At 69.1% G+C, this 25,778-nt stretch carries 21 protein-coding genes; 7 read left to right on the forward strand and 14 right to left on the reverse strand.

Translation table 11 applies throughout. The annotated features are described in order from the left end of the window. Nucleotides 1–5: 5 nt before the first annotated feature. From ASG60_RS21215 to ASG60_RS21225, 3 genes are all read right to left on the reverse strand, one after another. Nucleotides 6–2,009 (reverse strand): acetyl/propionyl/methylcrotonyl-CoA carboxylase subunit alpha, encoded by a 2,004-nt coding sequence (locus ASG60_RS21215; RefSeq protein ID WP_056387766.1) that lies wholly within the window; start codon nucleotides 2,007–2,009, stop codon nucleotides 6–8. Between the two features lie 196 nt (nucleotides 2,010–2,205). After that, nucleotides 2,206–2,643, reverse strand: coding sequence for a hypothetical protein (locus ASG60_RS21220; protein ID WP_056261806.1), 438 nt, complete (start codon nucleotides 2,641–2,643; stop codon nucleotides 2,206–2,208). Nucleotides 2,644–2,852: 209 nt separating this feature from the next. Next, nucleotides 2,853–3,488 carry a L,D-transpeptidase gene (locus tag ASG60_RS21225; protein ID WP_056261804.1) on the reverse strand — a complete coding sequence of 212 codons (636 nt, stop codon included), beginning with the start codon at nucleotides 3,486–3,488 and terminating at the stop codon, nucleotides 2,853–2,855. Nucleotides 3,489–3,696: 208 nt separating this feature from the next. Between ASG60_RS21225 and ASG60_RS21230 the strand changes: the two genes are divergently transcribed. Next, the gene (locus tag ASG60_RS21230; protein WP_056175080.1) at nucleotides 3,697–4,626 is read left to right on the forward strand and encodes a histone deacetylase family protein; all 930 of its coding nucleotides are present in this window, start codon (nucleotides 3,697–3,699) and stop codon (nucleotides 4,624–4,626) included. A 91-nt stretch (nucleotides 4,627–4,717) separates the two neighbouring features. Here ASG60_RS21230 and ribB read toward each other — a convergent pair whose 3' ends face one another. The 4 genes from ribB to ASG60_RS21250 form a co-directional block, all read right to left on the reverse strand. Beyond that, nucleotides 4,718–5,794: a 3,4-dihydroxy-2-butanone-4-phosphate synthase gene (gene ribB / locus ASG60_RS21235; protein ID WP_056174811.1), complete on the reverse strand. Its 1,077-nt coding sequence runs from the start codon at nucleotides 5,792–5,794 to the stop codon at nucleotides 4,718–4,720. A 50-nt stretch (nucleotides 5,795–5,844) separates the two neighbouring features. Then, nucleotides 5,845–6,948 carry a chorismate synthase gene (gene aroC / locus ASG60_RS21240; protein ID WP_056303513.1) on the reverse strand — a complete coding sequence of 368 codons (1,104 nt, stop codon included), beginning with the start codon at nucleotides 6,946–6,948 and terminating at the stop codon, nucleotides 5,845–5,847. Between the two features lie 83 nt (nucleotides 6,949–7,031). Then, entirely contained in the window at nucleotides 7,032–8,123 is a 1,092-nt protein-coding gene (locus ASG60_RS21245) for a catalase family protein (protein ID WP_056387770.1), read from the reverse strand. An 80-nt stretch (nucleotides 8,124–8,203) separates the two neighbouring features. Next, nucleotides 8,204–9,343, reverse strand: coding sequence for an anhydro-N-acetylmuramic acid kinase (locus tag ASG60_RS21250; protein WP_200918687.1), 1,140 nt, complete (start codon nucleotides 9,341–9,343; stop codon nucleotides 8,204–8,206). A 113-nt stretch (nucleotides 9,344–9,456) separates the two neighbouring features. On the opposite strand from ASG60_RS21250, the gene tyrS reads away from it, so the two are divergent. Beyond that, nucleotides 9,457–10,734: a tyrosine--tRNA ligase gene (tyrS, locus tag ASG60_RS21255; protein WP_056303508.1), complete on the forward strand. Its 1,278-nt coding sequence runs from the start codon at nucleotides 9,457–9,459 to the stop codon at nucleotides 10,732–10,734. 24 nt (nucleotides 10,735–10,758) lie between these two features. Here tyrS and ASG60_RS21260 read toward each other — a convergent pair whose 3' ends face one another. Continuing rightward, complete coding sequence (locus ASG60_RS21260; protein ID WP_056387773.1) at nucleotides 10,759–14,208, reverse strand: DUF3971 domain-containing protein; 3,450 nt, start codon at nucleotides 14,206–14,208, stop codon at nucleotides 10,759–10,761. 138 nt (nucleotides 14,209–14,346) lie between these two features. Between ASG60_RS21260 and ASG60_RS21265 the strand changes: the two genes are divergently transcribed. Then, nucleotides 14,347–14,814 (forward strand): peroxiredoxin, encoded by a 468-nt coding sequence (locus tag ASG60_RS21265; protein ID WP_056174802.1) that lies wholly within the window; start codon nucleotides 14,347–14,349, stop codon nucleotides 14,812–14,814. A 112-nt stretch (nucleotides 14,815–14,926) separates the two neighbouring features. Then, a complete protein-coding gene (locus ASG60_RS21270) occupies nucleotides 14,927–16,183 on the forward strand; it encodes a M23 family metallopeptidase (RefSeq protein ID WP_056387776.1) in 1,257 nt (418 codons plus the stop codon). A gap of 22 nt (nucleotides 16,184–16,205) precedes the next feature. On the opposite strand, the gene prfB is transcribed toward ASG60_RS21270, so the two are convergent. Further along, nucleotides 16,206–17,334 (reverse strand): peptide chain release factor 2 gene (prfB, locus tag ASG60_RS21275; RefSeq protein WP_156368860.1). Its coding sequence is split into 2 segments (ribosomal slippage): nucleotides 16,206–17,264 and nucleotides 17,266–17,334, totalling 1,128 coding nucleotides; the frame shifts between segments, so codons are not numbered across the junction. Nucleotides 17,335–17,417: 83 nt separating this feature from the next. Between prfB and ASG60_RS21280 the strand changes: the two genes are divergently transcribed. Continuing rightward, nucleotides 17,418–17,867 (forward strand): DUF2809 domain-containing protein, encoded by a 450-nt coding sequence (locus tag ASG60_RS21280; protein ID WP_056387779.1) that lies wholly within the window; start codon nucleotides 17,418–17,420, stop codon nucleotides 17,865–17,867. On the opposite strand, the gene ASG60_RS21285 is transcribed toward ASG60_RS21280, so the two are convergent. The 4 genes from ASG60_RS21285 to ASG60_RS21300 form a co-directional block, all read right to left on the reverse strand. After that, on the reverse strand, nucleotides 17,855–18,172 hold the full coding sequence (locus ASG60_RS21285) for a hypothetical protein (RefSeq protein WP_244472897.1): 318 nt from the start codon (nucleotides 18,170–18,172) through the stop codon (nucleotides 17,855–17,857). The genes ASG60_RS21280 and ASG60_RS21285 overlap by 13 nt on opposite strands. Nucleotides 18,173–18,314: 142 nt before the next feature. Continuing rightward, nucleotides 18,315–18,527: a hypothetical protein gene (locus ASG60_RS21290; RefSeq protein ID WP_056174792.1), complete on the reverse strand. Its 213-nt coding sequence runs from the start codon at nucleotides 18,525–18,527 to the stop codon at nucleotides 18,315–18,317. Between the two features lie 172 nt (nucleotides 18,528–18,699). Further along, entirely contained in the window at nucleotides 18,700–19,947 is a 1,248-nt protein-coding gene (locus tag ASG60_RS21295) for an LL-diaminopimelate aminotransferase (protein ID WP_056261887.1), read from the reverse strand. Between the two features lie 185 nt (nucleotides 19,948–20,132). After that, nucleotides 20,133–20,480 (reverse strand): hypothetical protein, encoded by a 348-nt coding sequence (locus ASG60_RS21300; RefSeq protein WP_244476736.1) that lies wholly within the window; start codon nucleotides 20,478–20,480, stop codon nucleotides 20,133–20,135. Between the two features lie 148 nt (nucleotides 20,481–20,628). Between ASG60_RS21300 and phaC the strand changes: the two genes are divergently transcribed. Further along, entirely contained in the window at nucleotides 20,629–22,431 is a 1,803-nt protein-coding gene (phaC, locus tag ASG60_RS21305) for a class I poly(R)-hydroxyalkanoic acid synthase (RefSeq protein WP_056387783.1), read from the forward strand. A gap of 744 nt (nucleotides 22,432–23,175) precedes the next feature. Here the strand turns inward: phaC and ASG60_RS21310 are convergent. Continuing rightward, nucleotides 23,176–24,495, reverse strand: a complete 1,320-nt coding sequence (locus tag ASG60_RS21310; protein WP_056387785.1) for an outer membrane protein transport protein — start codon at nucleotides 24,493–24,495, stop codon at nucleotides 23,176–23,178. 378 nt (nucleotides 24,496–24,873) lie between these two features. Here ASG60_RS21310 and ASG60_RS21315 point away from each other — a divergent pair, with 378 nt between their 5' ends. After that, a complete protein-coding gene (locus ASG60_RS21315) occupies nucleotides 24,874–25,758 on the forward strand; it encodes a fumarylacetoacetate hydrolase family protein (RefSeq protein ID WP_056387788.1) in 885 nt (294 codons plus the stop codon). Nucleotides 25,759–25,778 lie beyond the last annotated feature (20 nt).

Raw genomic sequence — 25,778 nt, forward strand, 5'->3', positions numbered from 1 at the left:
CCGCGTCAGGCGAATTCGAGGATCACCGCATCGACGGCGAGGCTGTCGCCCTCCTTCGCCGCGATCTTCGAGACGGTGGCGTCGCGCTCTGCCCGGAGCACGTTTTCCATCTTCATCGCCTCGACGATGGCGAGCGGCTCGCCGTTCTTCACCTCCTGGCCTTCACGCACCAGGATCGCCTTGACGAGACCGGGCATCGGGCAGAGCACCTGCTTGCCCGAGCCGGCGTCGACCTTCACCGGCATCAGGGCGGCGAGTTCGGCCTCACGCCGGGTGTAGACCCGGGCCTGCGCCGCCGCACCCGCATGCTGGAGCGCGACGCCGTTGAGGAGGCCGCGCACCTGCATCGCCACGCGCTTGCCGGCGATCTCGCCCTGCCACACGGGCTCGCCCGGGCGCCACTCGCTCTGCACGGTCCAGGTGGTGCCGTCCTCGCCCGTGACGATGAGCGTGCCGCCCACCGCATCGACGGTCACCGGATAGGACGCATCCGCCAGGATCACGACACGGTCGCGCTCGAAGTGGAGCAGGGCCGGATCGCGCATCTGGCCCGAGATGCCGCGCTTGCGCTCGTTGAGCTTGTGATCGATGGCAGCGGCCGCGGCCGCCATGACCTGGGCGATCTCGCCCCTGGGCTCGGGGGCGGAGAAGCCCTCGGGAAACTCCTCGGCGATGAAGCCCGTGGAGATGTTGCCCGAGCGCCAGCGCGGATGAGCCATCAGGGCCGACAGGAACGGGATGTTGTGGCGGATGCCGTCGATGGCGAAGGCGTCCAGCGCCTCGCCCTGTGATTCGATGGCCTGCGCCCGGGTCGGCGCCCAGGTCACGAGCTTGGCGATCATCGGATCGTAGTGGATCGCGATCTCGCCGCCCTCCTCCACGCCGGTGTCGTTGCGCACGATCGCGTCGCCGAACCGACCCTCGGCCGGCGGCCGGTAGGTGGTGAGGCGGCCGATGGAGGGCAGGAAGTTGCGGGTGGGATCCTCGGCGTAGACGCGGCTCTCGACGGCCCAGCCGTTGAGCTTCACGTCCGTCTGCGCCAGGGGCAACGTCTCGCCGTAGGCCGAGCGGATCATCATCTCGACGAGGTCGAGGCCGGTGATCATCTCGGTGACGGGGTGCTCGACCTGCAGGCGGGTGTTCATCTCGAGGAAGTAGAACGACTTGTCCTGGCCGGCGACGAACTCGACGGTACCGGCGGAGTCGTAGTTCACGGCTTTGGCCAGAGCCACGGCCTGCTCGCCCATCTTCCGCCGTGTCTCCTCGTCGAGGAGCGGCGACGGCGCCTCCTCGATGACCTTCTGGTTGCGGCGCTGGATCGAGCATTCGCGCTCGCCGAGGTAGATCACGTTGCCGTGCTTGTCGCCGATCACCTGGATCTCGATGTGGCGCGGATCGGTGATGAACTTCTCGACGAAGACCCGGTCGTCGCCGAAGGACGAGGCGGCCTCGGACTTGGCGCGGGCGAAGCCCTCGGCGACCTCGTCGGAGGAATAGGCGATGCGCATGCCCTTGCCACCGCCGCCGGCCGACGCCTTGATCATGACCGGATAGCCGATCTCGTCCGCGATGGTGACGGCGTGCTCCGGGCTCTCGATGACGCCGAGGAAGCCCGGCACCGTGGAGACGTTGGCGGCGGAGGCGGCCTTCTTCGATTCGATCTTGTCGCCCATGGCTGCGATGGCGTGCGGGTTCGGGCCGATGAAGACGATGCCGGCGGCCTCGAGGGCACGCGGGAACGCTTCGCGCTCGGACAGGAAGCCGTAGCCCGGATGCACGGCCTGGGCGCCGGTCTGCTTGCAGGCGTCGATGATCTTGTCGATGAGCAGGTAGGAATGCGCCGCCGGGGCCGGGCCGATATGCACGGCCTCGTCCGCCATGGCGACGTGCACCGCGTCACGATCGGCGTCCGAGTAGACCGCCACGGTCTTGATGCCCATGCGGCGGGCGGTCTTGATGATGCGACAGGCGATCTCGCCACGGTTCGCGATCAGGATCTTCTCGAACATCGGTCCGGCACTCTGGTCGGTCAGGAAAGGTCGGGGCGCGCGGGACGCCCAAGCTCGTTCCCGTTAAAGCAGTTCTCCGACTTCGGAAAGCTGACCGGCCCGGCACGACGGGGTTTCTTCGGTTCGGTGCTCGCCCGGCGCGCCCGGAGCTTGCCCCGGTCGTTCGCGCTGCAGGAGGTTCGCGCCGCAGGACCTCTCAGGCCGCGGCGAGAAACTCCATCCGGGCCGGCTCCGCGGCGCGGCGCCGGTTGGCTTCCAGGGCGAAGGCGATGAGGGCTTCGTCGCACGACTGGGCCTCGCGGACCACGGCCTGGGCGATCTGACCGGCGAGGAGCGTCGGGCCGGTGCCGTTGCGCAGGGAGGCGGCGAGCCAGCGGGCGGTGCCGGCATCGATGGTGCCCGTGGGCCGCTCGCCCCAGACTGCGAAATCGACGATGGACGCGATGAGGAAGGGGCCGAAGGCGGCATCGATCTGCGGCACGGCCCGGTCGAGGGCGATGAGCATGTCGGCCTCGTCGCGGGTAAGGAAGCCGTCCGGCAGCACGTCGCGGGCGAGAGCCTGGACGTCGGCGGCCGTGATCCGGCCGGCGGCGACGGTACGGTTGCAGAAGAGCTGCAGCGAATGGTTGATCATGACTTGATTCCTCTCCGGTCTCGACTTTGCCGGTCTGTGCCCGTGTCTATGGTTGGACTATGCGGGCCGGGAGGCTTCAAGTAGTTAACGGCCAAATCTGAATCGACGTTCAGGTTAAAGCCTGATCACGAATGAGACTTATCGAAAGATGTCTAAACCCGAGGGACGCGGACGCCCGTCGGGCGGATGGCGGTGCGCTCTCCGTGCGATCAGCGCACGATGACCTTCGAGCCGATGGGCACGCGGTCGTAGAGGTCGACCACGTCGTCGTTGAGCATGCGGATGCAGCCGGACGAGACCGCCTGGCCGATCTTCTCGGGCTCGTTGGTGCCGTGGATGCGGAACAGCGTGTCCTTCTTGCCCTCGGCGAGGTAGAGGGCACGCGCCCCGATCGGGCTCGTCGGTCCGCCTTCGAGGCGCTTGGGCAGATCGGGCCGGCGCGCCAGCATCTCGGGGGGCGGGTTCCAGTCCGGCCACTCGCCCTTGCGGTCGACTTCCGCCGTACCGGCCCAGGCCATGCCCGCATGGCCGACCGCCACGGGGTAGCGCACAGCCTTGCCGTCGGGCAGCACGAAGTACAGCCGGCGCTCCTTCGTGACCACGATCACGGTGCCGGGCGCTTCCCGGCTAGGGTAATCGACGGTGGCGCGGGCGATCTTCGGGTCGATGACGGCAGTGGGCGCGAGTTTCATCCACGCCTTGTCGCGCGCCTCGCCCGTGAGGGCGGCCGGCGTCGCCGCGGCCGTCTGGGTCACCCCCGGCGCGGCGACGTTGGCGGTCTGCGTGTTGCAGGCGGTCAGGGAGAGCGCGCACGCGAGGGCGGCCAGGAGGGGAAGTGGGCGCATGGAACGGGCCTGTTGGCATGCCCGCGTCGTGCCGAAAATCCGGCGCGACACAAACTTGGTTGATGAGGAACTTGGTTGATGAGGTCTTGCGCAACCTAACCCGAGCGCGCATCCCAACGTAGGGTCACGCGACGAAGACGTGGCGCAATTGCATCGCCTGTTGCTTCAACGCAACGACAACGGCGGGCATCCGCTCGGGAGGGATGATGTGACGACGCTTTACGTGAGCCATCCCGCTGCCCTCGACCACGCCATGCCGGCCGGGCACCCCGAGAGTGCCGAGCGGATCCGCGCCGTGGACCGGGTGCTGGAGGACGAGCGATTCGCCGGCCTCGTGCGTGGGCTCGCCCCCCTCGCCGACGCGGCGGTGCCGACCCTGGTCCATCCCGTACCCTACGTGCAGGCTCTCATCGAAGCCGCCCCGCGCGAAGGCTTCGTCCAGATCGACGGCGACACCCTGCTGTCGCCCGGCACCATCGAGGCGGCCCTGCGCGGCGTCGGCGGGGCGGTCCATGCCGTCGACGCGGTGATGAAGGGCGAGTGCCGCAACGCCTTCGTGGCCATGCGTCCGCCCGGCCACCACGCCGAGCGCATGCAGGCCATGGGCTTCTGCGTGTTCAACCACGCGGCCATCGCGGCGCGCCATGCGCGGCAGGCGCACGGCGCCTCCCGCGTCGCCCTGATCGACTGGGACGTCCACCACGGCAACGGCTCCCAGGACATCTTCTGGGACGACGCGAGCGTCCTCTACGCCTCGACGCACGAGATGCCGCTCTATCCCGGCACGGGCGCCGCCTCGGAGCGCGGCAACCACGACACCATCGTCAACGTGCCCCTGCGCGCCGGCGACGGCAGCGAGCGCTTCCGGGAGGTGTTCGAGGCCGGCATCCTGCGCCGGTTGGAGGCGTTCGCCCCCGACCTCATCGTGATCTCGGCGGGGTTCGACGCCCACCGCCTCGATCCCCTGGCCCATATCCAGCTCGACGAGGCGGATTTCGGCTGGGCCACGCGCCGGGTCATGGAGATCGCCGAGAAGCACGCGGGTGGGCGCGTCGTCTCGGTGCTGGAGGGCGGCTACAGCCTCAAGGGCCTGGGCTTGTCTGTGGCTGCGCACGTGGACGCGCTGATGGGGCGGTGAGCGTCCGCCGGATCACGGCGGACGAGGCTGCGATCCGGCCTTTCTCCGTGTTGCGCTTCCCTGTGGTGATTCAGGATGACCTCACGGCATCTTACCCCTCCAGGCGCTCGTCCCCCAAAAACTCGATCCCGAAGCCCGACAGACCGACATAGGCCCGCGACGAGGTCGCGAGGTTCCGGATCGAGACGACACCGAGGTCGCGCAGGATCTGTGCGCCCAGGCCGACTTCGCGCCAGGCCCGCACGCGCTGGGCCTCCGCGCCCTCCTCGGCATAGGACTGGAGCGGAACACCCGCCGAGCCATCGCGAAGGTAGACGAGGATGCCCCGGCCTTCCTGGACGAAGCGGCGTTTCACCGCCTCGATCTGCCGGCCGCCCTCGATCACGTCGGCCACCACGTTGGAGCGGTGCAGGCGCACCAGCACGTCGCGCCCGTCGCCGATGTCGCCGTACACGAAAGCGAATTGCTGCACGGTCTCGAATGGCGTGGTGTAGGCGTAGCCCGTCATCACGCCCGCCTCCGTGGTCACCGGGAAGGTCCCGACGCGCTCGACCAGCTTTTCACGAGCCTGCCGGTAGGCGATGAGGTCGGCCACCGAGACGCGTTTCAGATCGTGCGTGTCCGCGAAGGCCGTGATCTGCGGGCCCTTCATCACGGTGCCGTCGTCGTTGGCGAGCTCGCAGATCACGCCGACGGGCGGGAGACCGGCGAGCTTGCACAGGTCGACGGCCGCCTCGGTGTGGCCGGAGCGCATGAGCACGCCGCCATCCTTGGCGATGAGGGGGAAGACGTGGCCGGGCCGTACGAAGTCCGACTCGCCCATGTTGCCGTTGGCGAGCGCCCGTACGGTGTTGCAGCGCTGTTCGGCGGAGATGCCGGTGGTGAGCCCGTGCTTCACGTCCACCGTCACGGTGAAGGCGGTGCCCAGCGGCGCATCGTTGGCCGCCACCATGGGATCGAGGCGCAGGCGCCTGGCCTCGGCCCGGGTCAGGGGCGCGCAGACGATGCCGCAGGTGTTGCGGACGATGAAGGCCATCTTCTCCGGCGTGCAGAGGGAGGCGGCGACGACGAGATCGCCCTCGTTCTCGCGATCGTCGTCGTCGGTGACCACGACGATCTCGCCGCGGGCATAGGCCTCGATGGCCTGCGTGACATGGGTGTGGGGCACGGGCAAATCTCTCGGAATCACGATGGCGGGTACGGCGGGGTGGGGCGGGCTCAGGCCCGCTCGCCCACCTGCCCCCGGTGGCGCAGATAGTGATCGGCAAGGACGCAGGCCATCATGGCCTCGGCCACCGGTACGGCGCGGATGCCGACGCAGGGGTCGTGGCGGCCCTTGGTGACGAGGTCGACGTCCCGGTTGTCGTTGGTCACGCTCATGCGCGGCGTCAGGATCGACGAGGTCGGCTTCACGGCGAATCGGCAGACGATCGGCTGGCCGGTGGAGATGCCGCCCAGCACGCCGCCGGCATGGTTGGCGAGGAAGGTGGGGGCGCCGGCATTGCCCGAGCGCATCTCGTCGGCGTTGTCCTCGCCGCGCAGGGCAGCGGACGCGAAGCCGTCACCGATCTCGACACCCTTCACGGCGTTGATGGACATCATCGCGGCGGCGAGATCCGCGTCGAGCTTGCCGTAGATCGGCGCGCCGAGGCCGGGCGGCACGCCCTCGGCCACCACCTCGATCACCGCGCCGATGGACGAGCCGTCCTTTCGGATCTCATCGAGGTAGGTCTCGTAGAACGCCGCCGTCCCGGCATCGGGGCAGAAGAACGGGTTACGGGCGACTTCGTCCCAGTCCCAGCGCGACCGGTCGACGGCGTGCGGGCCCATCTGCACCAGGGCGGCACGGATGACGACGCCGTCCGGCAGGACCCGGCGCGCGATGGCCCCGGCGGCGACGCGGGCGGCGGTCTCGCGGGCCGAGGAGCGTCCGCCGCCGCGGTAATCGCGGATGCCGTACTTGGCGTCGTAGGCGTAGTCGGCATGGCCCGGCCGGTAGCTGTCGCGGATCTCCGAGTAATCCTTCGAGCGCTGGTCGGTGTTCTCGATCTCCAGGGCGATGGGCGTGCCGGTGGTGAGCTGCCGGCCGCCGGTGCGGTCGTCCGAGAACACGCCCGAGAGGATGCGGACCTGATCGGGCTCGCGCCGCTGAGTGGTGAAGCGCGACTGGCCGGGCTTGCGACGGTCCAGCTCCGCCTGGATATCGGCGGCCTCGATGGGCACCCCGGGCGGGCAGCCGTCGACGATGCAGCCGAGGGCGACGCCGTGGCTCTCGCCGAAGGTGGTGACGCGGAAGAGGTGGCCGAAGGTGTTGTGGGACATGGTGCCCCCGCTCTAGCGCGGGTCTTCGCGAGTCACAAATGCCGGGCCGGCGCCCGTCCCATGCGGCGCCGGCCCGGCGGTCTTCAGGCCGGGACGTCAGCGATTCCCCGGGGTTCCACCTCGGACACGGCGTTGCGCTCGTGCCGGAAGCGCGAGAGGGCCGCGTAGGTCTTGAGGCGTGCCCGCATGAGGGAGCCGAGCGGCCGGTGCGCGGCGAGGCTATGGGCGGGGCGGAATCCCAGCACATCGTCGGCGTAGGCGAGGCGCGCCGGGCTGTCGGCCACCTGCACAGGCAAGACGAGGCGGGCCACCGTGCGATAGGGGCTTTTCGTGTCGGACCATTCCTTCGAGGCGTCCTCGATGGGCATGGCGTCGAGATCGGTGCAGAGCTGGACCCGGATCTCGAACACCGCCTCGGCCTCGCGGAACTGCGCCGTCACGGCATGGCGGAACACGTCCGGGTCCGCCCCGGGGTCGAGGGTCGCGTCGGCCAGGGCGCCCTGGGCCGCCGTCGCCGGGAAGGCGCCGAGCTTGGCGACGTGGTCGCCGTACCGCAGGGCCGCCTGACTGTAATACGGCTCGGCCAGGGGATGTTTCGGGGCGTGGCCGAAGAAGTCGAAGATCGGCGTGTCCTTGCCGGTGAAGGTCTTCACTAGGGTGTTGGCGGCCTGGGCCATCTTCGAGACGATGACCTTCACATCTTCCGGCGCTTTGGTGCCGAGCTCGAGCTGCTTCATGCTGCCGAGGAAGCCCGCCGCGTCCGGGTTGGGGAAGACCGGGCCGGTGGCGAGGACGAAGTCCTGCGTCGGGGCGTCGTGACCCGGGAGTTTCTCGCCCTCGACGCCGAACACCTTGATGGCCATGCCGCGGTGGGTGGACACGGAATCCTTGAGGAGCTCGCCGGGGCCTTGGGCGAATCGCACCACTACCGGATGGGTGCCGGGCCTGGCGAACAGGCCCTGCGCCAGTTCCGGCGGCAGGTTGTCTGGAATGTGCAGCTCGCCCACGACCACGCCGCTGACCTTGGCGTGGGAGGCACGCACGGCGTGGCCGTAGCGCTTCGCCGTGGTCCCGCTCTCGCGGATCATCGAGGCGATGATCTTGTCGATCACCGCATCCTCGTCGGGTTTCGGCGTCTCGATGCCGTCGTGATAGCGCAGGTAGGTCTCGCCCATGGTTCTCTCGTCTGGAGGAATTCCAGGAGAGAACGCGCGCCGCCGCCACCGTGTCCGGTCACGAATCGGTGTGAATGCCTTCAGTCCTCCGGCCGCGCCAGCACGCCGCCCGTCATCGCCTCGCGCACCCCCGTGGTCGACGGGAAGGTGATCGGCAGGCCTTTCAGCGAGCGCACGGCGAGATGCGCGAAGGCCTGGGCCTCGAGATAGGCCGAGGACCAGCCGATGGCGTCGGCCGTCGTGATCTCGGCGCGCAGGTGGTAGTTCAGGAGGCGCACCAGTTCGCCGTTGCGCGCCCCTCCGCCGGCGACGATCCAGCGGGCCGGAATCTCGGGCGCGTGGTCCAACGCCCGCGCCACGGCGCGCGCCGTGAAGGCCGTGAGCGTCGCCGCGCCGTCCTCCGTCGAGAGCTGCCCGGCGAGCTTGTGCGAGAACCAGTTGCGATCGAGCGACTTCGGCGGCCGGCGCGCGAAGAACGGGTGGATGAGGAGCCAGGCCAACAGCGGCTCATCGGGGCGTCCCCGCGCGGCGGTGCGGCCGCCGTCGTCCAGGGGGCGGCCCGTGCGCTCGCGCATCCAGTCGTCGATGAGCGCGTTGCCCGGCCCGGTGTCGAAGGCGATGACTTCGCCGTTCGAGGCGATGAGGGTGGCGTTGGCGACGCCGCCGATGTTGAGGATGCCGAGCGCGCCCTCGAAGCCCGAGGCGCGGGCGAGCGCCTGATGGAACACCGGCACCAGGGGGGCGCCTTGTCCGCCCGCCGCGATGTCGGCATGGCGCAGGTCCGACACCACGGGGATGCCGAGGCGACGGCTGAGCGCCGCCCCGTCGCCGATCTGCACGCTCATGCGCTGGTCGGGCCGGTGCACCACGGTCTGGCCGTGGAAGCCGATGACGTCGATGTCGGCGGGCGTCAGGCCGTTGTCGGCGAGGAAACTCTCCACCGCTTCGGCATGGGCAGCGGTGACGAAGGCTTCCGCCTCGGGAAGGCACCCCGGCCGATCCTCCCGCGCCGTGACGGCCTCCGAATCGGCGAGCGCGCGGCGTAGCAGATCGCGATCCTCGTCCGAGTAGCCGCGATAGCCCGTGGGGCCGAGGGGTTCGAGGTAGCCGTTGTGGCTCTGCACCACCCGCACGTCGTGCCCGTCGGTCTCGATGAGGGCGACGTCGACGCCGTCGAGGGACGTTCCGCTCATCAGGCCGATGGCGCGCATCATGGTCATGGTCGTGCCTTCCTCGGTCAGCCCTGCTAAGAGCCGGCGCAATGACGCGCGGTGCTATCACGCCGGTCCGCGCCGTGTCCCACCCCCGTGATCCTCCGACACCGGAACCGTCCATGTCCCCCGCGCCCGACGCCTTCGCTCCGAAATCCGATTTCCTCCGAGTGCTGTCCGAGCGCGGCTTCATCCATCAGGGCTCGGACCTTGCCGGCATCGACGCGGCGGCGCTGGAAGGCCGGCTCACCACCTATGTGGGCTACGATTGCACGGCGGCCTCGCTCCATGTCGGCCACCTCCTGTCGATCATGATGCTGCACTGGCTCCAGGCCACGGGCGGCACGCCCATCACCCTCATGGGCGGCGGCACCACCCGGGTCGGCGACCCTTCCGGCCGCGACGAATCGCGAAAGATCCTCACCCTCGCGCAGATCGAGGAGAACAAGCTCGGCATCCAGAAGACGTTCGCCCGGTTTCTCAAGTTCGAGGGCGGCGGCAATGCCGCCACCATGGTCGACAATGCCGAGTGGCTGACGAAGCTCAACTACATCGAGATGCTGCGCGACATCGGCCGGCATTTCTCGGTCAACCGGATGATGTCCATGGACAGCGTCCGCATGCGGCTGGAGCGCGACCAGGAACTGTCGTTCCTCGAATTCAACTACATGATCCTCCAGTCCTACGACTTCGTCGAGCTGAACCGCCGCTACGGCTGCACGATGCAGATGGGCGGCTCGGACCAATGGGGCAACATCGTCAACGGCATCGATCTCGGGCGCCGGATGGGCACGCCGCAGCTCTACGGCCTCACCTGCCCGCTCCTCACCACGGCCTCGGGCGCCAAGATGGGCAAGACCGCCGCCGGGGCCGTGTGGCTCGATGCCGGCATGCTCTCGCCGTACGATTACTGGCAGTTCTGGCGCAACACCGAAGATGCCGATATCGGCCGCTTCCTCAAGCTGTTCACCCTGCTGTCCATGGAGGAGATCGCCCGGTTGTCGGCGCTGCAGGGCGCCGAGATCAACGAGGCCAAGAAGGTCCTGGCGAGCGAGGCCACGGCCTTGATGCACGGACGCGAGGCGGCGGACAGTGCCGCCGAGACGGCGCGGAAAACCTTCGTCGAAGGCAGCGTGTCGCAGGATCTACCGACCGTGATCGTCTCGGCCGACCTCCTCGATGCCGGGCTCGGCGTGCTCTCGGCCTTCGGTCCGGAATACGCCAAGCTGGTGCCGTCCACGAGCGAGGCCCGCCGCCAGATCAAGGGTGGCGGCCTGCGGGTGAACGACGTGGCGCTGACCGACGAGCGGGCGGTGCTGCGCACGGGCGACGTGACGGCGGACGGAGTGATCAAGCTGTCTTTCGGCCGCAAGAAGCACGTGCTGCTGAAGGTCGGGTAGGCGCCCCGGCCCGGCCTATGCGGCCTATCGTTCGGTCTCGCCCATGGGCGCGGCCCCCATGATCCCGTCGTTGCCCCCGCCGGCGCTGAAGAGCTTGCGCAGGATGCCGGGCGCCAGGGCGGAAAGGGGATTGACGCTGACATCGGGCTTCGACAGCCGGCCGGCGACGCGGAAGTTGAGGGCGAACAGACCCTCGTTGTGCCCGCCGCCGAGGAGCTGTCCGAGGATCGGCAGTTGCGACACCACGTTGTTCAGGCCGTAGAGCGGCACGAAGGTGCCGTTGATGTCCGTGCGTTCTTTCGCCGTGTCGAGGTAGCCGTTCAGGGTGAAGCCCATGGCGGCGTTGGAGATCGCCGCGTCGGTGAAGTCGACCCGCGCGCCGGTGCGGACGAAATTGGCGCGGAGGCGGTCGAAGGTCACGTCGTTGCCGGCGTTCTGCACGATCTGCTTGCGGCCGCGCGCATCGACGATCTCGCTGCTCGCCGGTCCCTGCGCCATGATGCTCGACAGGGCCGGCTCGTTGCGCAGGACGAAATTGCGGATCTGCACGACGCCCGCCTGCGGTCCGTCGTTGAGAGCGGTGCTCATGATCAGCCGGCCGCCATACATCCGCTTGTAGATGTCGGCGAACCGTAGGGTCGCGCCGGCATCCTGGGTGTCCAGCGTCAGGGTCGGGCCCTGGTCCGAGCGGCCGATCTGAGCGGTGAACGGAGCCGCTCCGAAGCGGCCCTGGACCCGGCCGGAGCGTACGTCTTTCCCCTTCATGACGAGCTTGACGGAGGCGTTGGTCAGAGCCTCTCCGTTGAAGCCCGTGAGGATGGCGAGGGAGAGGTCGGCGTCGATGTCCTTCGGGGCGGCGTCGGCCTTGCCTTTGCCATCCGGGCCGGTGAGCCCGCGCAGGATCGGGCGGGCATCGGCCACGGCGCCCTTCACGCCGATCCGATAGGAGTTTCCGGAGCGTTCGAGCTGCAGGCGCATGTCGTCGCCCGGTGAGAGCTTCAGGCTCGACAGATCGGCCCGCTCGAACTGGCCGTCCGCCCCGAGGCTCGCCGTACCGCGCGCCGCAGCCGGAGCTGCGTCGAGGACGATGTCGCGCAGCTCGAACCCGCCACCCGACGCGTTCTCGATCAACGTGAAGGCGAGGCGGCCGGGTTTTCCGGCGGCCTTGGTGAAGCCCGGCACGATGCCGTCAATGCCCGCACGGGCCAGATCGGCCTCGATCCGGATCGGCGGCTTGCCCGAACCCGGGCGTCCGATGGGCACGGCGATCCTCACCGGAATGGCGCCGGTGAGCTGGGGCGCGACGGGCAGGCCCTTCTTGGCGCGCAGGGCCTCGTCGAGGCTCAGACCGACGAGAACTTCGCCGGGCGCCCCGGGCTTGGGCTGACGCAGATCCACCGTGAGGGGCGAGCCCATGACGCGGGCATCGCCCTTGAGGGCGAAGGCGCCGCGATCGTAGGACACCGTGAACCGCCCGGCGTCGAGGCGCTCTTTGCCGAAGGCCTTGTCGACGCCGACATCCGTGAGCGTGCCCCCGATGGTCACCGGCAGGTCCGGGAGGTCGGGGATCTGCTTGAGGTTCAGCGGGAAGTCGATGCGTAGGTCGGCCGTGCCCTTCACGCTGGCCGGATCGATGTCGACGCCGGTCAGGGTCTTGAACATCTTCGTCTGCATCAGGGAGACGAGGGCATCGGCACCGCCTCCGAGGCGCATGCCGATCTGCGCCACCACCGCCTCCGGGGTGATCTTCGGGATGACGAAGGATCCGTCGGTGATGGACAGGACGCGGTTGTCGGCCATGCGCAGGTCGGCGGTCACGTTGCGGATGGTGGTGGTGAGGCCGGTGATGACACCGGTGACGCGGCCACGGCTCAGGGGCGGCGCGTCGTCCGAGACCGCGAGCGTCGCGTCGGAGACGGCGAAGGCGATGTGCACGGCATTGTCGGGCATCGGTTCGCCGCGCGTCGCGGCGGCGAGTTCGCTGCCGCTCATGTCGACGGTGATGTCGACGCTGTCGACTTTTCCCCCGCGCAGGTAATCGACGAGGTAGTTGCGCGCCGCCGGCGCCACGTGTTCGGGCCACAGGCGCATGGCCATGCGCCCATCGGTGTTGGCCGCGGCGATGCGCAGGGTCAGCCCGTCGTCGTCGGCGGTGGTGCCGAGGGTGCCGGTGATCCGCCCGCTCGCCGGGCCGGCCTTGACGGAGAAATCGTCGATGGCGATGCCGCCGGCCCGCCCCGTGAGATGCGCCGACAGGGATTCGATCGCGACGGGGCGGTCCTGCGCGTTGGCGCCCCGCAGGGTGGCGTCGCGCCCGGCGAGGCTCATGGTCCAGGCGATGTCGGAATCCGGAGCCCCTGCGGTCCAGGCCCCGGTGAGACGAGCCGAGTTGCCGGCGCCGCGATAGTCGAGGGCATCGAGCTTCATCGCCCGGCCCGCCTCGTCCCAGCTCACCTTCGCCGCGAGGCTGTCGATGGTGACGGGGTTGAAGTCCTTCTCCTCGATGAGGAAGTTGCCGTCGCTGGTTCGGATCGTGGCCGCCATCGACTCGATCCGTCCGGCGTCGAGGGCGACGTCGGCCTTGGCCGAGAGCTTGAGGTCGGTCTCCACCGGCAGCTTCGACTGACCGGAGAGCAGCAGCAGGTCGGTGATCGGCAGATCGTCGAGGGTGATGATGCCCGTGCGGCGGGTGCCGCCGGCCTCCTGCACGTCGCCGCCGAAACGCCATTCCCCGTGCGGACCGTCGATGCGCAGTTCGAACACGCGGGCGTTGCGGGTGGCGTCGCGCCGGAACAGGCCGTTGACGTGCTCGAACACCGCGCGCTGGCGGGCGTCGTCGTCGATGAGGGTGAGGCGGCCGTTGGTGATGCGCGCCCGGTCGAGCGCCCCGACGATCCCGGCGGAATCCAGCACCACTCCGAAGATCGACGCCACGGTGGCCGAGATCGGCGAAACGGCCCCTTGCGTGGCGTCGACGCTCGGCAGGGTATGGGGCTGGACGGCCCCGGCCTGATCGGGGTCGTTCGCCGCGAACGCGATGGCGCCGTTGCGGTGAACCAGGGCGGTCATCTGGAGGTCGCGGAATTCGATGGCGCGCGGCTGGACCGAGAGGCGGGCGAGGCCCCAGGTGTCGAGGCTCACCACGGCCTGCGGCGCCCGCACCACGAGGGCGCCCTCGGAGTTGTAGATGTCGAGCCCGGCCACCCGCAGGGCCAAGGAATTTTCCGAATCGAGCTCCAGGGCGCTGTCGCGCAAGGTCACGCGCCAGCCCGTGCCGATGCTGCCGGCGATGGCCGATGCGACACGCTCCGACATGCCGTCGATGCGCAGGGGACCGTTGGACAGGCGCCAGACCAGGCCGGCGAGCCCGAGGCCGGCGCCGAGCACGAGGATCAGTACGGGCCAGAGGACCCAGCGCCGCCGCCGTCCGGCCACGCGGCCCGGCCGCAAACCCGTGACCGTGTCCTGAACCATCAATCCGTGAGCCGCTGGATCGGAACGCACCCTCGGGCTATCGAGCGGCGGTCCGTGGAGGAAAGGCTTCTCGGGCATTCGACCCGGGCCATGGCGTTGGCCCCAGGCACACCATCAATCGGCCGAAAGGAAGGCATCATGCCCCTCGTTACCGGAGATCAGGCTCCCGACTTCGATCTGCCCGGGGCTGGCGGCGACGCCATCCGCCTGGGCGATCTCACCGGCCGCAAGGTGGTTCTGTACTTCTACCCGAAAGACGACACGAGCGGGTGTACCCTGGAAGCGCAGGGATTCAACGCCCTCGGGCCGGCATTCGCGGCTGCCGACACGATCGTGATCGGAGTCTCGCCCGATTCGGTGAAGAGCCACGACAAGTTCAGGGCGAAGTACGACCTTACCTTTCCGCTGGCCTCGGACGAGTCGAAGGCCATGCTGGAGGCCTACGGGGTGTGGGTCGAGAAGAGCATGTACGGCCGGAAGTACATGGGGGTCGAGCGTACGACGATGCTGCTCGACCGCTCGGGCCGCATCGTCCGGATCTGGCCGAAGGTGAAGGTTCCGGGCCATGCCGAGGAGGTCCTGGCGGCGGCGCAGGGCGAGGCCTGAGCCGGCATCGGCGTGACGCCCCTGACCCGCATGGTGAATCCCAAGGCGTGATGGTGAGCCTTCGTTAACCCTGATCCGGCCAGATGGTGCGTGTTGGATCAGGTTCACGTCGATGCCCTTCCTCACCCGTCAGCCCCACGACACGGCGAAGCCCAAGGCCGTGGCCGGACCGGGAGCCGGTCCCTTCGGGCGGGGACCCGGTCTGCGGGTCCTCGGAGCAGCGTTGGCACTCTCGACGGCCTGGGCCGGTGGAGCCACCTACTACCTCGTGTTCCACGACGAAGTGCTGGCTCGCTTCGTGTCGCAGCAGAGTACGATGCAGTACGGCTACGAGTCGCGCATCGCCGCCCTCCGCTTCGAACTCGAACGGGCAACCGTGGAGCAGGTGACGACGCGCGACGGCCTCGCGACGCGTCTGGCCGATCTGTCCCGGCGCCAGGCTGCCCTCGAATCGCGTCAGGGCGTACTTTCGGCTTTGGCCGGCGACCCCGTGGCGTCCCGCCTGCCCGAATTGCCGGCCCAGGTACCGGCCGAGGACGAGATCGTGCGTGAGGCCGCCCAGCGGCGTCCCGGCGCCACGGCCAAGCCGTTCCCGACACCGGAACCGGTGCCGGCTGTAGATTCCCCGGTCGAGCCCCTGGATCTGCGCGGCGCCCGGGAATCCTTCCGCCGCACCGGCCTCGTCGTGGCCCATCTGACGCGCCGCCTCGACGGCTTGGCCGAGGCTCAGTCCCGAGCGGTCGCCGGCATCGGCGCGAGTGCCGGACGCACGGCTCAGCGCCTACGCGGACTCGTTGCCCGAACAGGCCTGGATCCGTCGCGGTTCGAGTCGCGCGAGCCCGGCCTCGGCGGACCCCTGGTGCCCCTCGGCGACGATCCGTTCGGGATCGCCGCTGCTCAGGCGCAACGGGCCGTCACCGAGGCGGCCGCCCTTCGCCGCATCACCGAGACCTTGCCCCTGCGACGGCCCATCGCCGGCGACATGCCGGTGTCGAGCACCTTCGGCGCCCGCCTCGACCCGTTCACGCGGGGCTACGCCATGCATACGGGCCTGGATCTGCGCGCCGAGACCGGTGAGCCGGCCTACGCCACGGCGGCCGGACGCGTCACGGTCGCCGACTACAACGGCGGGTACGGCAACATGGTGGAGATCGATCACGGCCACGGGCTGGCGACACGCTACGCGCATCTCTCAGCCTACGCGGTGACACCGGGGCAGTGGGTCGCAGCCGGGGCCCTCGTCGGCCGCGTCGGCTCGACGGGCCGCTCGACGGGGAGCCATCTGCATTACGAGACCCGGATCGACGGGGAGCCCGTCGATCCGCAGCGCTTCCTTCGATTGGCCGACGCCCTCGCTCAGGTTCCTTGAGAGAAGGGTCGCCCGAAAAGTCTCAGTCGAGATCCTCGACCGCGTCGGCGCCGCCGTAGACACGCTGGGCCAGGGATGCCTCCATGAACGGATCCAGCGCCCCGTCGAGCACCGCGTCCGGATCGGTGGATTGCGTCCCCGTGCGCAGGTCCTTCACCAGCTGATACGGTTGCAGCACGTAGGATCGGATCTGGTGGCCCCAGCCGATATCCGTCTTGGCGGCGGCCTCGGCGTTGGCCTTCTCCTCCCGCTTCTTCAACTCGGCCTCGTACATGCGGGCGCGCAGCATGTTCCAGGCGGTGGCCCGGTTCTTGTGCTGCGACCGCTCCTGCTGGCACGCCACCACGATCCCGGTGGGATTGTGGGTGATGCGCACGGCGGAATCCGTGGTGTTCACGTGCTGGCCGCCGGCGCCCGACGAGCGGTAGGTGTCGATGCGGCAGTCGGATTCCTTGATCTCGATGACGATGCGGTCGTCGATCACCGGATAGACCCACACGGAGGCGAAGCTCGTGTGCCGGCGCGCGCTCGAATCGTAGGGCGAGATCCGTACCAGCCGGTGCACGCCCGACTCGGTCTTGAGCCAACCGTAGGCGTTGTGGCCCTTGATCAGGAGCGTGGCGCCCTTGATCCCGGCCTCGTCGCCGTCCGACCACTCGACGATCTCGACCTTGTACTTCCTGCGCTCGGCCCAGCGCCCGTACATGCGTTGGAGCATGTTGGCCCAGTCCTGGCTCTCCGTGCCGCCGGCCCCCGAATGGACTTCGAGATAGGTGTCGAAGCCGTCGGCCTCGCCGGACAGGAGGGTCTCGATCTGGCGGCGCGCGGCCTCCTTCTCGACGGCGCGGACGCCGTTCTCGCCTTCCAGAACCGTGTCCTGGTCGCCCTCCATCTCACCGAGTTCGATGAGGGTGGCGGCGTCGTCGAGGTCCTGGGACAGGCGCTTGATGGAGGTGAAGGCCTCGTCGAGCTGCGTGCGCTCGCGCATGACGTTCTGCGCGGCCTCGGCATCGTTCCACAGGGCCGGGTCCTCGGACGCCGCGTTCAGCTCCGCGAGGCGTTTTTCGACGGTATCCCAGTCAAAGATGCCTCCTCAGCAGTCCGATCGACTGCTTGGCGGCATCCGAGAGTTGTTCGATCTCGGCGCGCATCTGGTGTTTCGGGCTCGTGTGCGAGGTGTGAGCGCGGGTGATACCGACCCGCCCGCATGGTGTAAACGCCGGAGCGCTCCCCGATGACGCCCCGGACCATGAACCGCGACCGCCCCGCCCCGCTGCAGGAACGCCCGACGCTCCTCGCCGCCACCGTCGCGGTTGTGGCGATGGGCACGGTCCTGCGCCTCGTGCCCTTGGGCTTGCCGCCGGCCCTGGTGAAGTATGGCGGGTCGATCCTTTGGGGCGCGATGGTCTACGGCCTCGTGGCGACCGTCCTGCCGCGCCCGCGCCGCCGCATCGTCGTCCTGGCCGCCCTCGTGGCGCTTGCCGTCGAGCTGGTGCGCCTCGTCCACGCGCCGGGGCTCGACGCATTCCGGGCGACCCTGGCCGGACAGCTCCTGCTCGGACGGATCTTCTCCCTGTGGAACCTCACGGCATACGCGGCCGGCATCGCCGGCGCCGTCCTCGTGGATTCACGCCTGCGGCGCACGCCCACCCGGGGCGCGCCGTCCGATCCTCAGCGGCGATAATCCTGCGGGCCGATGCGGGCCGGGTTGAGGACGTATTCGCGCGGACGGGTCGAGCCGTCGAGGCGGCCTTCGCTGTGGCTGTCGCTGAAATACTCGGTGCCGGTGAAACCGAACCCCCCGCCGTTCATCACGCTCGGAACCGGGATGGCGCGCGGATCATCGGGGAACGGACGTCCCGTGGCGAAGTCGGTGGGTAGGACCACCGGTCCGTCGGCGGCGTGGTAGCGGGTCTCGGCCACGGCCGATGCGGTGAGTCCGAGCCCGACGAGTCCGGCGGCGAGGATCGTTCGCGAGGTCAGCGACACGGGCAGGCTCCAGGGAGAGAGGATCGGAGGGATACGTCTGCCACCCACCATGGCGCAAACCCGGCGCCCTGTCCGTGGCCCTTCGGCGTCACCACGCGACTGCGCGGCCTCGCCCTGTGGGAAACGGAAAGGCGCGTTGCCGTCAGCCCTTGGAGTGGATCACCACCTCGGACTCGCGCTGGATCGGGGTGCAGTTCGAGTAGAACGCGTTCAGCACCACCGGGCGCGAGTCGCAGGCATAGCCGAGGCCCGGCGCCGGCGCCGGGACGGGGTCACGGGCGACGATGGGCTTCGGGGCGCAGGCGCCGGCCGACGCGGCCAGCGCCAGCGCGGCAATCAGGGTCAATCGGCGCATGCGATCCTCTGCGAATGAAACTCGCGACATCGCCCGACCCTGCGGATGCCGGCCACGGGTGACAAGCCGCGGCGGCCGGCCGTGCACCGCTTTGCCGGTGCCTGTCGCCGCCGCGCAACAAGTGCGGCGGCGTACGCCTCAGTCGGCCTTGCGCTTCAGCCGGCCTTGCGCCTCAGCCGGCCTTGGCGAGGGGGGGCGATCCGGCCGGGGCGGCGACCGGGGGCACCACATTGTGGAGCGTCCGATCGGAGCTGTCGAAGAACCGCCGGATGTTGCGGGCGGCCTGCCGGATGCGCTGCTCGTTCTCGACCAGGGCGATGCGCACGAAGTTGTCGCCGTGCTCGCCGAAGCCGATGCCGGGGGCCACCGCCACGTCGGACTTCTCCAGGAGGAGCTTGGAGAATTCGAGGCTGCCCAGCGCCTGGTACTTCTCCGGGATCGGCACCCAGGCGAACATCGAGGCGGAGGGGCTGGGGATCTTCCAGCCGGTCTTGTCGAACGACTCGATGAGGGCGTCGCGGCGCTTCTTGTAGATGGAGCGCATCTCGGCGATGCAGTCCTCCGGTCCGTTCAGCGCGGCGGTCGCCGCCACCTGGATCGGCGTGAACGCGCCGTAATCGAGGTAGGATTTCACCCGGGTCAGCGCCGCCAGCAGCCGCTCGTTGCCCACGGCGAAGCCCATGCGCCAGCCGGCCATGGAGAACGTCTTCGACAGGGACGTGAACTCGACCGTGCAGTCGATGGCGCCCGGCACCTCCAGCACGGAGGGCGGCGGCTCGCCGTCGAAATAGACCTCGGCATAGGCGAGATCCGACAGGATGATGATCTCGTGGCGCTTGGCGAAGGCGACGAGGTCCCGGTAGAAATCGAGGCTCGCCACGTAGGCCGTCGGGTTCGAGGGATAACAGACCACGATCGCCACGGGCTTGGGGATCGAGTGCTGCATCGCCTTCTCGACGGCGGGGAAGAAGGCTGGCGTCGGCTCGGCCGGCACCGAGCGGATCACGCCGCCCGCCATGAGGAAGCCGAAGGCGTGGATCGGGTAGCTGGGGTTGGGCACCAGCACCACGTCGCCGGGCGCCGTGATGGCCTGGGCCATGTTGGCGAAGCCCTCCTTGGAGCCCAGCGTCGCCACCACCTGGGTGTCGGGGTTCAGGCTCACGCCGAAGCGGCGCTTGTAGTAGTTCGCCTGGGCCCGGCGCAGGCCGGCGATGCCCTTGGATGACGAATACCGGTCCGTGCGCGGACGCCCGGCGGTCTCGACCAGCTTGGCGATGACGTGACGCGGCGCGTCGAGGTCCGGGTTGCCCATGCCGAGATCGATGATGTCGGCGCCGTTGGCGCGGGCCTGGGCTTTGATCCGGTTCACCTGCTCGAAGACGTAGGGCGGCAGGCGCTTGATGCGATGGAAGTCGGTCATGGCCTTCACGGTGTCCATGGGCGCGGATCGGGACCGAGGCGCGCGAAAGGTAAAGGGCTGTCATCACCCGGAGATGCCGGCGTGGTCTAACACTTCGCGCGTTTCGCGCCGACCGTTATCTTTTGGGCCCGCTCCCAAGGAAAGTTCGTCTCGGGGTGGTCCGCAGGGTGGTCCCGGCGGATGCTTCAGGGCGTCGCGGAGGCCGGGCGGGTCGCACGTCCGGCACTCTCGGCCGAGCGTCCCTGCGCCTCGTTGCGGCCGCGCGCGCCTTCGAGTTCGGCCTCGAGGGCCTTGGTCCCCTCCGCGGATTTCGCCCGGATCGGGCGGGCCGGCGCCGAGACGCCCACGGGCAGGAAGTCCCCGCCGGGCTTGCGCGCCTCGGCCACGAAGGCGGGGGCGGCCGGGCCGGGCTGATAGGCCGCCTTCAGGGGATTGAGGTCGCTCGAGCACGCCCCGGCGAACCCCGCCACGGCGACGAGGCAGGCGGCGGTCGCGACGATGCGCGCAGGGGCGATCATGGAGAGCCGGAGCATGACGGATGTTGGCCGATGAAATGCGATGCGGTCTGGCGTAAGCTCCCGATGCCGCGTTAATTTGTCGGAAACGAGGCCCCGCGCCGCCGTCGCCCACCCCGGTGCCGGTCCCCCGCGAATGCGCCTTCGGCCAGGGAGAGATGACCGCGTGACGACCGAACGGACGACACCGCTGCCCGACATCGACGCCCTGTCGCGCAATGCCAGCCGGTTCATGGAGGAGTTCGGTCGGGCCGCTGCCGTCTACATGAAGCCCGCCACCGAGATCGATGTGCTGAAGGCGCCCCCCGAGCCGCCGGAGGAAGTCAACGACGTGGTGCGGACCCTCGGGACCGTGGCCGAACGCTGGCTCGTCGATCCGAAGAAGACCGTCGAGGCGCAGGCGAAGCTCAGCGAGGCCTTCATCAACCTGTGGGGCCAGACCTGGAACCGCTTCCAGGGCGAGGCGGCCCAGCCCGTCGCCGTGCCGGAGGCCAAGGACACGCGCTTCGCCCACGCCGAATGGTCGACCAACCCGATCTTCGATTTCATCAAGCAGAGCTACCTCATCACCTCGCGCTGGGCCGAAGGCCTGGTGGAGGAGGCCGACGGGATCGACGAGCACACCCGGCACAAGGCGCAGTTCTACCTGCGCCAGATCGTCGGCGCCCTGTCGCCGTCGAACTTCGTGATGACCAACCCCGAGCTCATCCGCCACACCCTGGACGAGAACGGCGCCAACCTCGTGCGCGGCATGAAGATGCTGGCCGAGGACATCGAGGCCGGCAAGGGTCAGCTTCGCGTGCGCCAGACCGACCCGGCGGCGGGCTTCGAGGTCGGCGTCAACGTGGCGGTGACGCCCGGCGAGGTGGTGTTCCGCAACGACCTGATGGAGCTGATCCAGTACGCGCCCACCACCGAGACGGTGATCAAGCGCCCGTTCCTCATCGTGCCGCCGTGGATCAACAAGTTCTACATCCTCGACCTCAACCCGGCCAAAAGCCTCATCGCCTGGATGGTGTCCCAGGGCCTGACGGTGTTCTGCATCTCGTGGGTGAACCCCGACGAGCGCCACGCCGACAAGGACTTCGAGGCCTACATGCGCGAGGGCATCGAGGCGGCCATCGACGCCATCGGCATCGCCACGGGCGAGAACGAGGTGGCGGCGGCGGGCTACTGCGTCGGCGGCACCCTGCTCGCCGTCACCCTGGCGATGCAGGCGGCCACGGGCAACAAGCGCATCAAGAGCGCCACCTTCCTGACCACCCAGGTCGATTTCACCCATGCGGGCGACCTGAAGGTGTTCGCCGACGAGACCCAGATCCGCCTCATCGAGGCCCGCATGAAGAAGCGCGGCTACCTCGAGGGCACCGGCATGGCCACCGCGTTCAACATGCTGCGGCCCAACGACCTGATCTGGTCCTACGTCGTGAACAACTACGTGAAGGGCAAAACGCCGATGCCCTTCGACCTCCTGTACTGGAACGCCGACGCCACCCGGATGCCGGCGGCCAACCACTCGTTCTACCTGCGCAACTGCTACCTCGAGAACACCCTGGCGCAGGGGAAGATGATGCTCGGCAACGTCCGCCTCGACCTGAAGAAGGTCGAGGTGCCGGTCTTCAACCTCGCCACCCGCGAGGACCACATCGCCCCGGCCCTGTCGGTGTTCGAGGGCTCGACCAAGTTCGGCGGTCCCGTCGACTACGTGCTGGCCGGATCCGGCCACATCGCCGGGGTGGTCAACCCGCCGGCCAAGCCGAAATACGGCTTCTGGACCGGAGGCCCCGTGAGCGGGACCCTGGACCAGTGGATCGCGGCGGCGACGGAGACCAAGGGCTCGTGGTGGCCGTACTGGTTCACGTGGCTGGAGCATCAGGCCCCGGCCCGCGTGCCGGCGCGTGTACCCGGCGAGGCCGGTCTTCCCTCCCTCGGGCCCGCGCCCGGAACGTATGTGCGGATGAAGGCCTGACCGCGCACGCGCCAGCGCCCCGCCGCCGGTTCGGCGCGGGGGACGGCTGGCAACGGGAGACGCGGGACGCCGCGAAACCACGTTTGTAAAGGTTTGAGCCGGTTTCCCGGCGTCCCTCGGTCCGGCCCCGTCTGGCGGAGCCGGCCCTCTTCGACGTCACGGCGTCCAACACGGCACGACACGACTCGGCTAGTAGCGGCCCACCTCCGCGCGACGCGACGCCCCTTTTCGGGAACGCCGGTGCGGCAGCCGACTGATCAGGGTCAAGCCCCGAGCCCGCCTCGTAGTGGGCGGACCGTCCGTTGTCTCGGTGCGCCCCAGGGTCCCGGAGTCAGCCTCAACACAGCCTCCCCGTCCAGGGCACCTTGCGTCGCGTGTGCCGCCCGGGGCGATGGCGAACCGGGCCATCGACGCAGGCGCCGTCTCCTCCCCCGAGCCCCCCGACCCGGTCCGCCGGGGGACCTCCCGTGTGGGAGGCGAGTGACCGGACTGAACCACGAAATAGGAATATTGTCAAGAAATTTCGGTGTCGGGCGCCGGCGACGCACCGAAGAATCCTTCTCCCCCTGTGCGGAAGAAGGTGGCCCGCGCAGCGGGTTGGGCCGGGACGAAGTTCCTTATGAGGGGAGCGCCCCATCCGGAGAGGTCGCCCCTCTCCTGCCTGCTCCGCAGGCACCCTCTCCCGCACAGGGGAGAGGGTTGGCCCAGGTGCTCCGCGCGACGGTCGGGGATGGGACGCGGCGCTCAATATTTCCGGATGATCGGTGCGGCGGCCGGCACCGCCACGTCCCCGAACACGTAGCGGAAGCCGACGGAGACGAGGTCGGCGCTGCCCTCGGCCACGCCCGCGAAGGCGATGTTCTGGACGTTGTAGTCGCGGCCAGCGCCCGACAGGATGCGGCCCTTGTCCAGGAAGAGGTGCGAGTAGGCGACGTTCAGGGTCAGCTTCTCACTCCAGCGGTAGCTCGCGCCCACCGAGACGTTGACGCGGTCGTTGTCGGGCAGGCGCACGGAGCGGTTCGAGACGTCGATGGGCGATTCCTCGTAAGCCACGCCGGCCCGCACGGTGAGAGCGGGCGACCAGTCGTACTCGCCGCCGATGGAGTAGGTGAACCCGTCCTTGTAGTTCAGGGGCAGGAAGCTCACGGGCACGCCGCGGGTCTTCGAGACGATCCCGACGGTGCCCAGCCGGCTCCAGTTGTCCCACTCGAAGCCGAGGCTGACGCGCGCCACGGGCGACACCGCCTGGGTGAGGCCGACGCTGAGCTTCTCCGGCGTGTTGAGGTTGGCCCGGACCTGACCGCCCAGGGGCGCGAGGGCCAGCAGCGGCACGCCGATGGAGCCCTCGATGTCGTGATGGACCGAGGAGCGGTAGCCGACGCCGAAGATCGTGCCGTCCCGCGGCGTGATGAGCGCGCCCGCCGTGAAGCCGACGCCCCACGAATCGCCCTTGAGGAACGAACTCGGCAGGACGGCCGGGTTGATCGGCAGCGGCACCGCCTGACGCAGGGTGAGGCGGAAATACTCGATGTTCGGACCGGCCGCGACGGACAGCCACTCGTTCACCTTGAAGCCGATCACCGGATTGAAGGCGAGGGTGAAGATCCGGTTGGAGCGGCCGTAGAGTTCGCCGGCCCAGACGTTGCGCGGCTTGGTCACGAGGCCGAACGGGGCCCCCGTCTGGATGCCGATCCAGAGCCGGTCGTTGAGCTGGTACGAGGTCGCGCCCGAGGGCACGATCGCGCCCTGGCCGATGTCGTTGCTGCCGCCGAGCGGCAGGAAGCCCGGATTCGTGCCGGCCTGCGGGGTGATGTGCCCGGACAGGCCGATGAAGGTGAGGTTCTGCTCGGTGACCCAGCCCGGACGCATGGTCACGGCCGCCGGGTTCCAGAACATGGACGAGACGCCGCCCGATCCGGATGCGGCGCCGGCGAAGGCCTGGCCCTGGGCCAGGGTGCTCTGCTCGCGGATGCCGAAGGCGCCGGCGGACGCATCCGCGATCCCGCCGAGGAGCATCGCCGACGAGACGCCCGCGAGGGCGATGGAACGCAACGTGATTGCCATGGATGTCTTCCCCGCCCTGGAATGATGCTCGAAGCCGGCATCTTGAGGGGCAGAGTGGCGGACTGTTCGCGACTTCGCAAATCGGAGCGTTGCTTGAATTGACTAGTATATTTTCATGACTGACCTGTCGAATGATTGTCGTTCTCGTGCGCTTCACGTATCGCCCCGACGACGGATAATTTTAGTTCAGATGTGAACCGTCTCGTGATCGTTCCCCGATTCGACGCAAAAGTGATCGAGGCTCGGTTTCCGTCGACGGGTGTCGCATTCCTGTAACAGCGGGCCGTGGGGTTTCGGTCTGGCCGCGTCTGCGTCACCCTTGCGGCGGCGCCCTCGGTGAGCGATGGCGTCTCTGGGTTCATGCGAGGGAGTTGCGCGATGAAGCTGATGCGGCACGGTGCGAGCGGGGACGAGAAGCCGGGGATGGTGGACGCGGCGGGCGGTCTCCGCGACCTGTCCGGGCACGTGCGCGATCTCGGCGGTCTGGCTCTCTCGCGGGAAGGGCTCGACCGCCTGCGCATCATCGACCCCGAGAGCCTGCCCCTGCTGCCGCCCGACACGCGCCTCGGCCCCTGCGTCGCCGGCACCGGAAACTTCATCGCCATCGGCCTCAACTACGCCGACCATGCCGCCGAGATCGGCGCCAGCATCCCGGCCGAGCCCATCGTCTTCAACAAGGCGCCGTCCTGTATCGTCGGTCCGAACGACCGGGTGATCCTGCCGAAGGGGTCGGCCAAGACGGACTGGGAGGTGGAACTCGCCATCGTGGTCGGCGCGCGCGCCTCCTACGTCCACGCCAACGAGGCGCTGTCCTACGTGGCGGGCGTCTGCGTCTGCAACGACCTGTCGGAGCGCGAATACCAGCTCGAGCGCGGTGGAACCTGGACCAAGGGCAAGGGCTGCCCGACCTTCGGACCGTTGGGTCCCTGGCTCGTCACCCTGGACGAGATCCCGCGCCTCGACGCCCTCGGCCTGTGGCTCGACGTCAACGGCGAGCGGATGCAGACCGGCTCGACGGCAACGATGATCTTCGGCGTCGCCCAGATCGTCGCCTACCTGTCGCACTTCATGATGCTGATGCCCGGCGACGTCATCACCACGGGCACGCCCCCCGGCGTCGGCATGGGCGCCAAGCCGCCGCGCTTCCTCAAGAGCGGCGATGTGGTGACGCTGGGCATCGACGGCCTCGGCACCCAGCGCCAGGAGGTGGTGGCCTTCGACGACTGGACCGCCAAGGTCGCGGCGGGCGAGCCGACCCACTGAGGGCGCGGGAATTCGGCGGC

This window comes from Methylobacterium sp. Leaf469 (assembly GCF_001424745.1).
Classification (GTDB): Bacteria; Pseudomonadota; Alphaproteobacteria; order Rhizobiales; family Beijerinckiaceae; genus Methylobacterium.

What these genes read in the sequence shown, in the direction of transcription:
- ASG60_RS21215 (WP_056387766.1), bottom strand. Translation starts at nt 2,009, where the DNA reads ATGTTCGAGAAGATCCTGATCGCGAACCGTGGCGAGATCGCCTGTCGC.
- ASG60_RS21220 (WP_056261806.1), bottom strand. Translation starts at nt 2,643, where the DNA reads ATGATCAACCATTCGCTGCAGCTCTTCTGCAACCGTACCGTCGCCGCC.
- ASG60_RS21225 (WP_056261804.1), bottom strand. Translation starts at nt 3,488, where the DNA reads ATGCGCCCACTTCCCCTCCTGGCCGCCCTCGCGTGCGCGCTCTCCCTG.
- aroC (WP_056303513.1), bottom strand. Translation starts at nt 6,948, where the DNA reads ATGTCCCACAACACCTTCGGCCACCTCTTCCGCGTCACCACCTTCGGC.
- ASG60_RS21245 (WP_056387770.1), bottom strand. Translation starts at nt 8,123, where the DNA reads ATGGGCGAGACCTACCTGCGCTATCACGACGGCATCGAGACGCCGAAA.
- ASG60_RS21250 (WP_200918687.1), bottom strand. Translation starts at nt 9,343, where the DNA reads ATGACCATGATGCGCGCCATCGGCCTGATGAGCGGAACGTCCCTCGAC.
- tyrS (WP_056303508.1), top strand. Translation starts at nt 9,457, where the DNA reads ATGTCCCCCGCGCCCGACGCCTTCGCTCCGAAATCCGATTTCCTCCGA.
- ASG60_RS21260 (WP_056387773.1), bottom strand. Translation starts at nt 14,208, where the DNA reads ATGGTTCAGGACACGGTCACGGGTTTGCGGCCGGGCCGCGTGGCCGGA.
- ASG60_RS21265 (WP_056174802.1), top strand. Translation starts at nt 14,347, where the DNA reads ATGCCCCTCGTTACCGGAGATCAGGCTCCCGACTTCGATCTGCCCGGG.
- ASG60_RS21270 (WP_056387776.1), top strand. Translation starts at nt 14,927, where the DNA reads ATGCCCTTCCTCACCCGTCAGCCCCACGACACGGCGAAGCCCAAGGCC.
- ASG60_RS21280 (WP_056387779.1), top strand. Translation starts at nt 17,418, where the DNA reads ATGACGCCCCGGACCATGAACCGCGACCGCCCCGCCCCGCTGCAGGAA.
- ASG60_RS21290 (WP_056174792.1), bottom strand. Translation starts at nt 18,527, where the DNA reads ATGCGCCGATTGACCCTGATTGCCGCGCTGGCGCTGGCCGCGTCGGCC.
- ASG60_RS21295 (WP_056261887.1), bottom strand. Translation starts at nt 19,947, where the DNA reads ATGACCGACTTCCATCGCATCAAGCGCCTGCCGCCCTACGTCTTCGAG.
- ASG60_RS21300 (WP_244476736.1), bottom strand. Translation starts at nt 20,480, where the DNA reads ATGCTCCGGCTCTCCATGATCGCCCCTGCGCGCATCGTCGCGACCGCC.
- ASG60_RS21310 (WP_056387785.1), bottom strand. Translation starts at nt 24,495, where the DNA reads ATGGCAATCACGTTGCGTTCCATCGCCCTCGCGGGCGTCTCGTCGGCG.
- ASG60_RS21315 (WP_056387788.1), top strand. Translation starts at nt 24,874, where the DNA reads ATGAAGCTGATGCGGCACGGTGCGAGCGGGGACGAGAAGCCGGGGATG.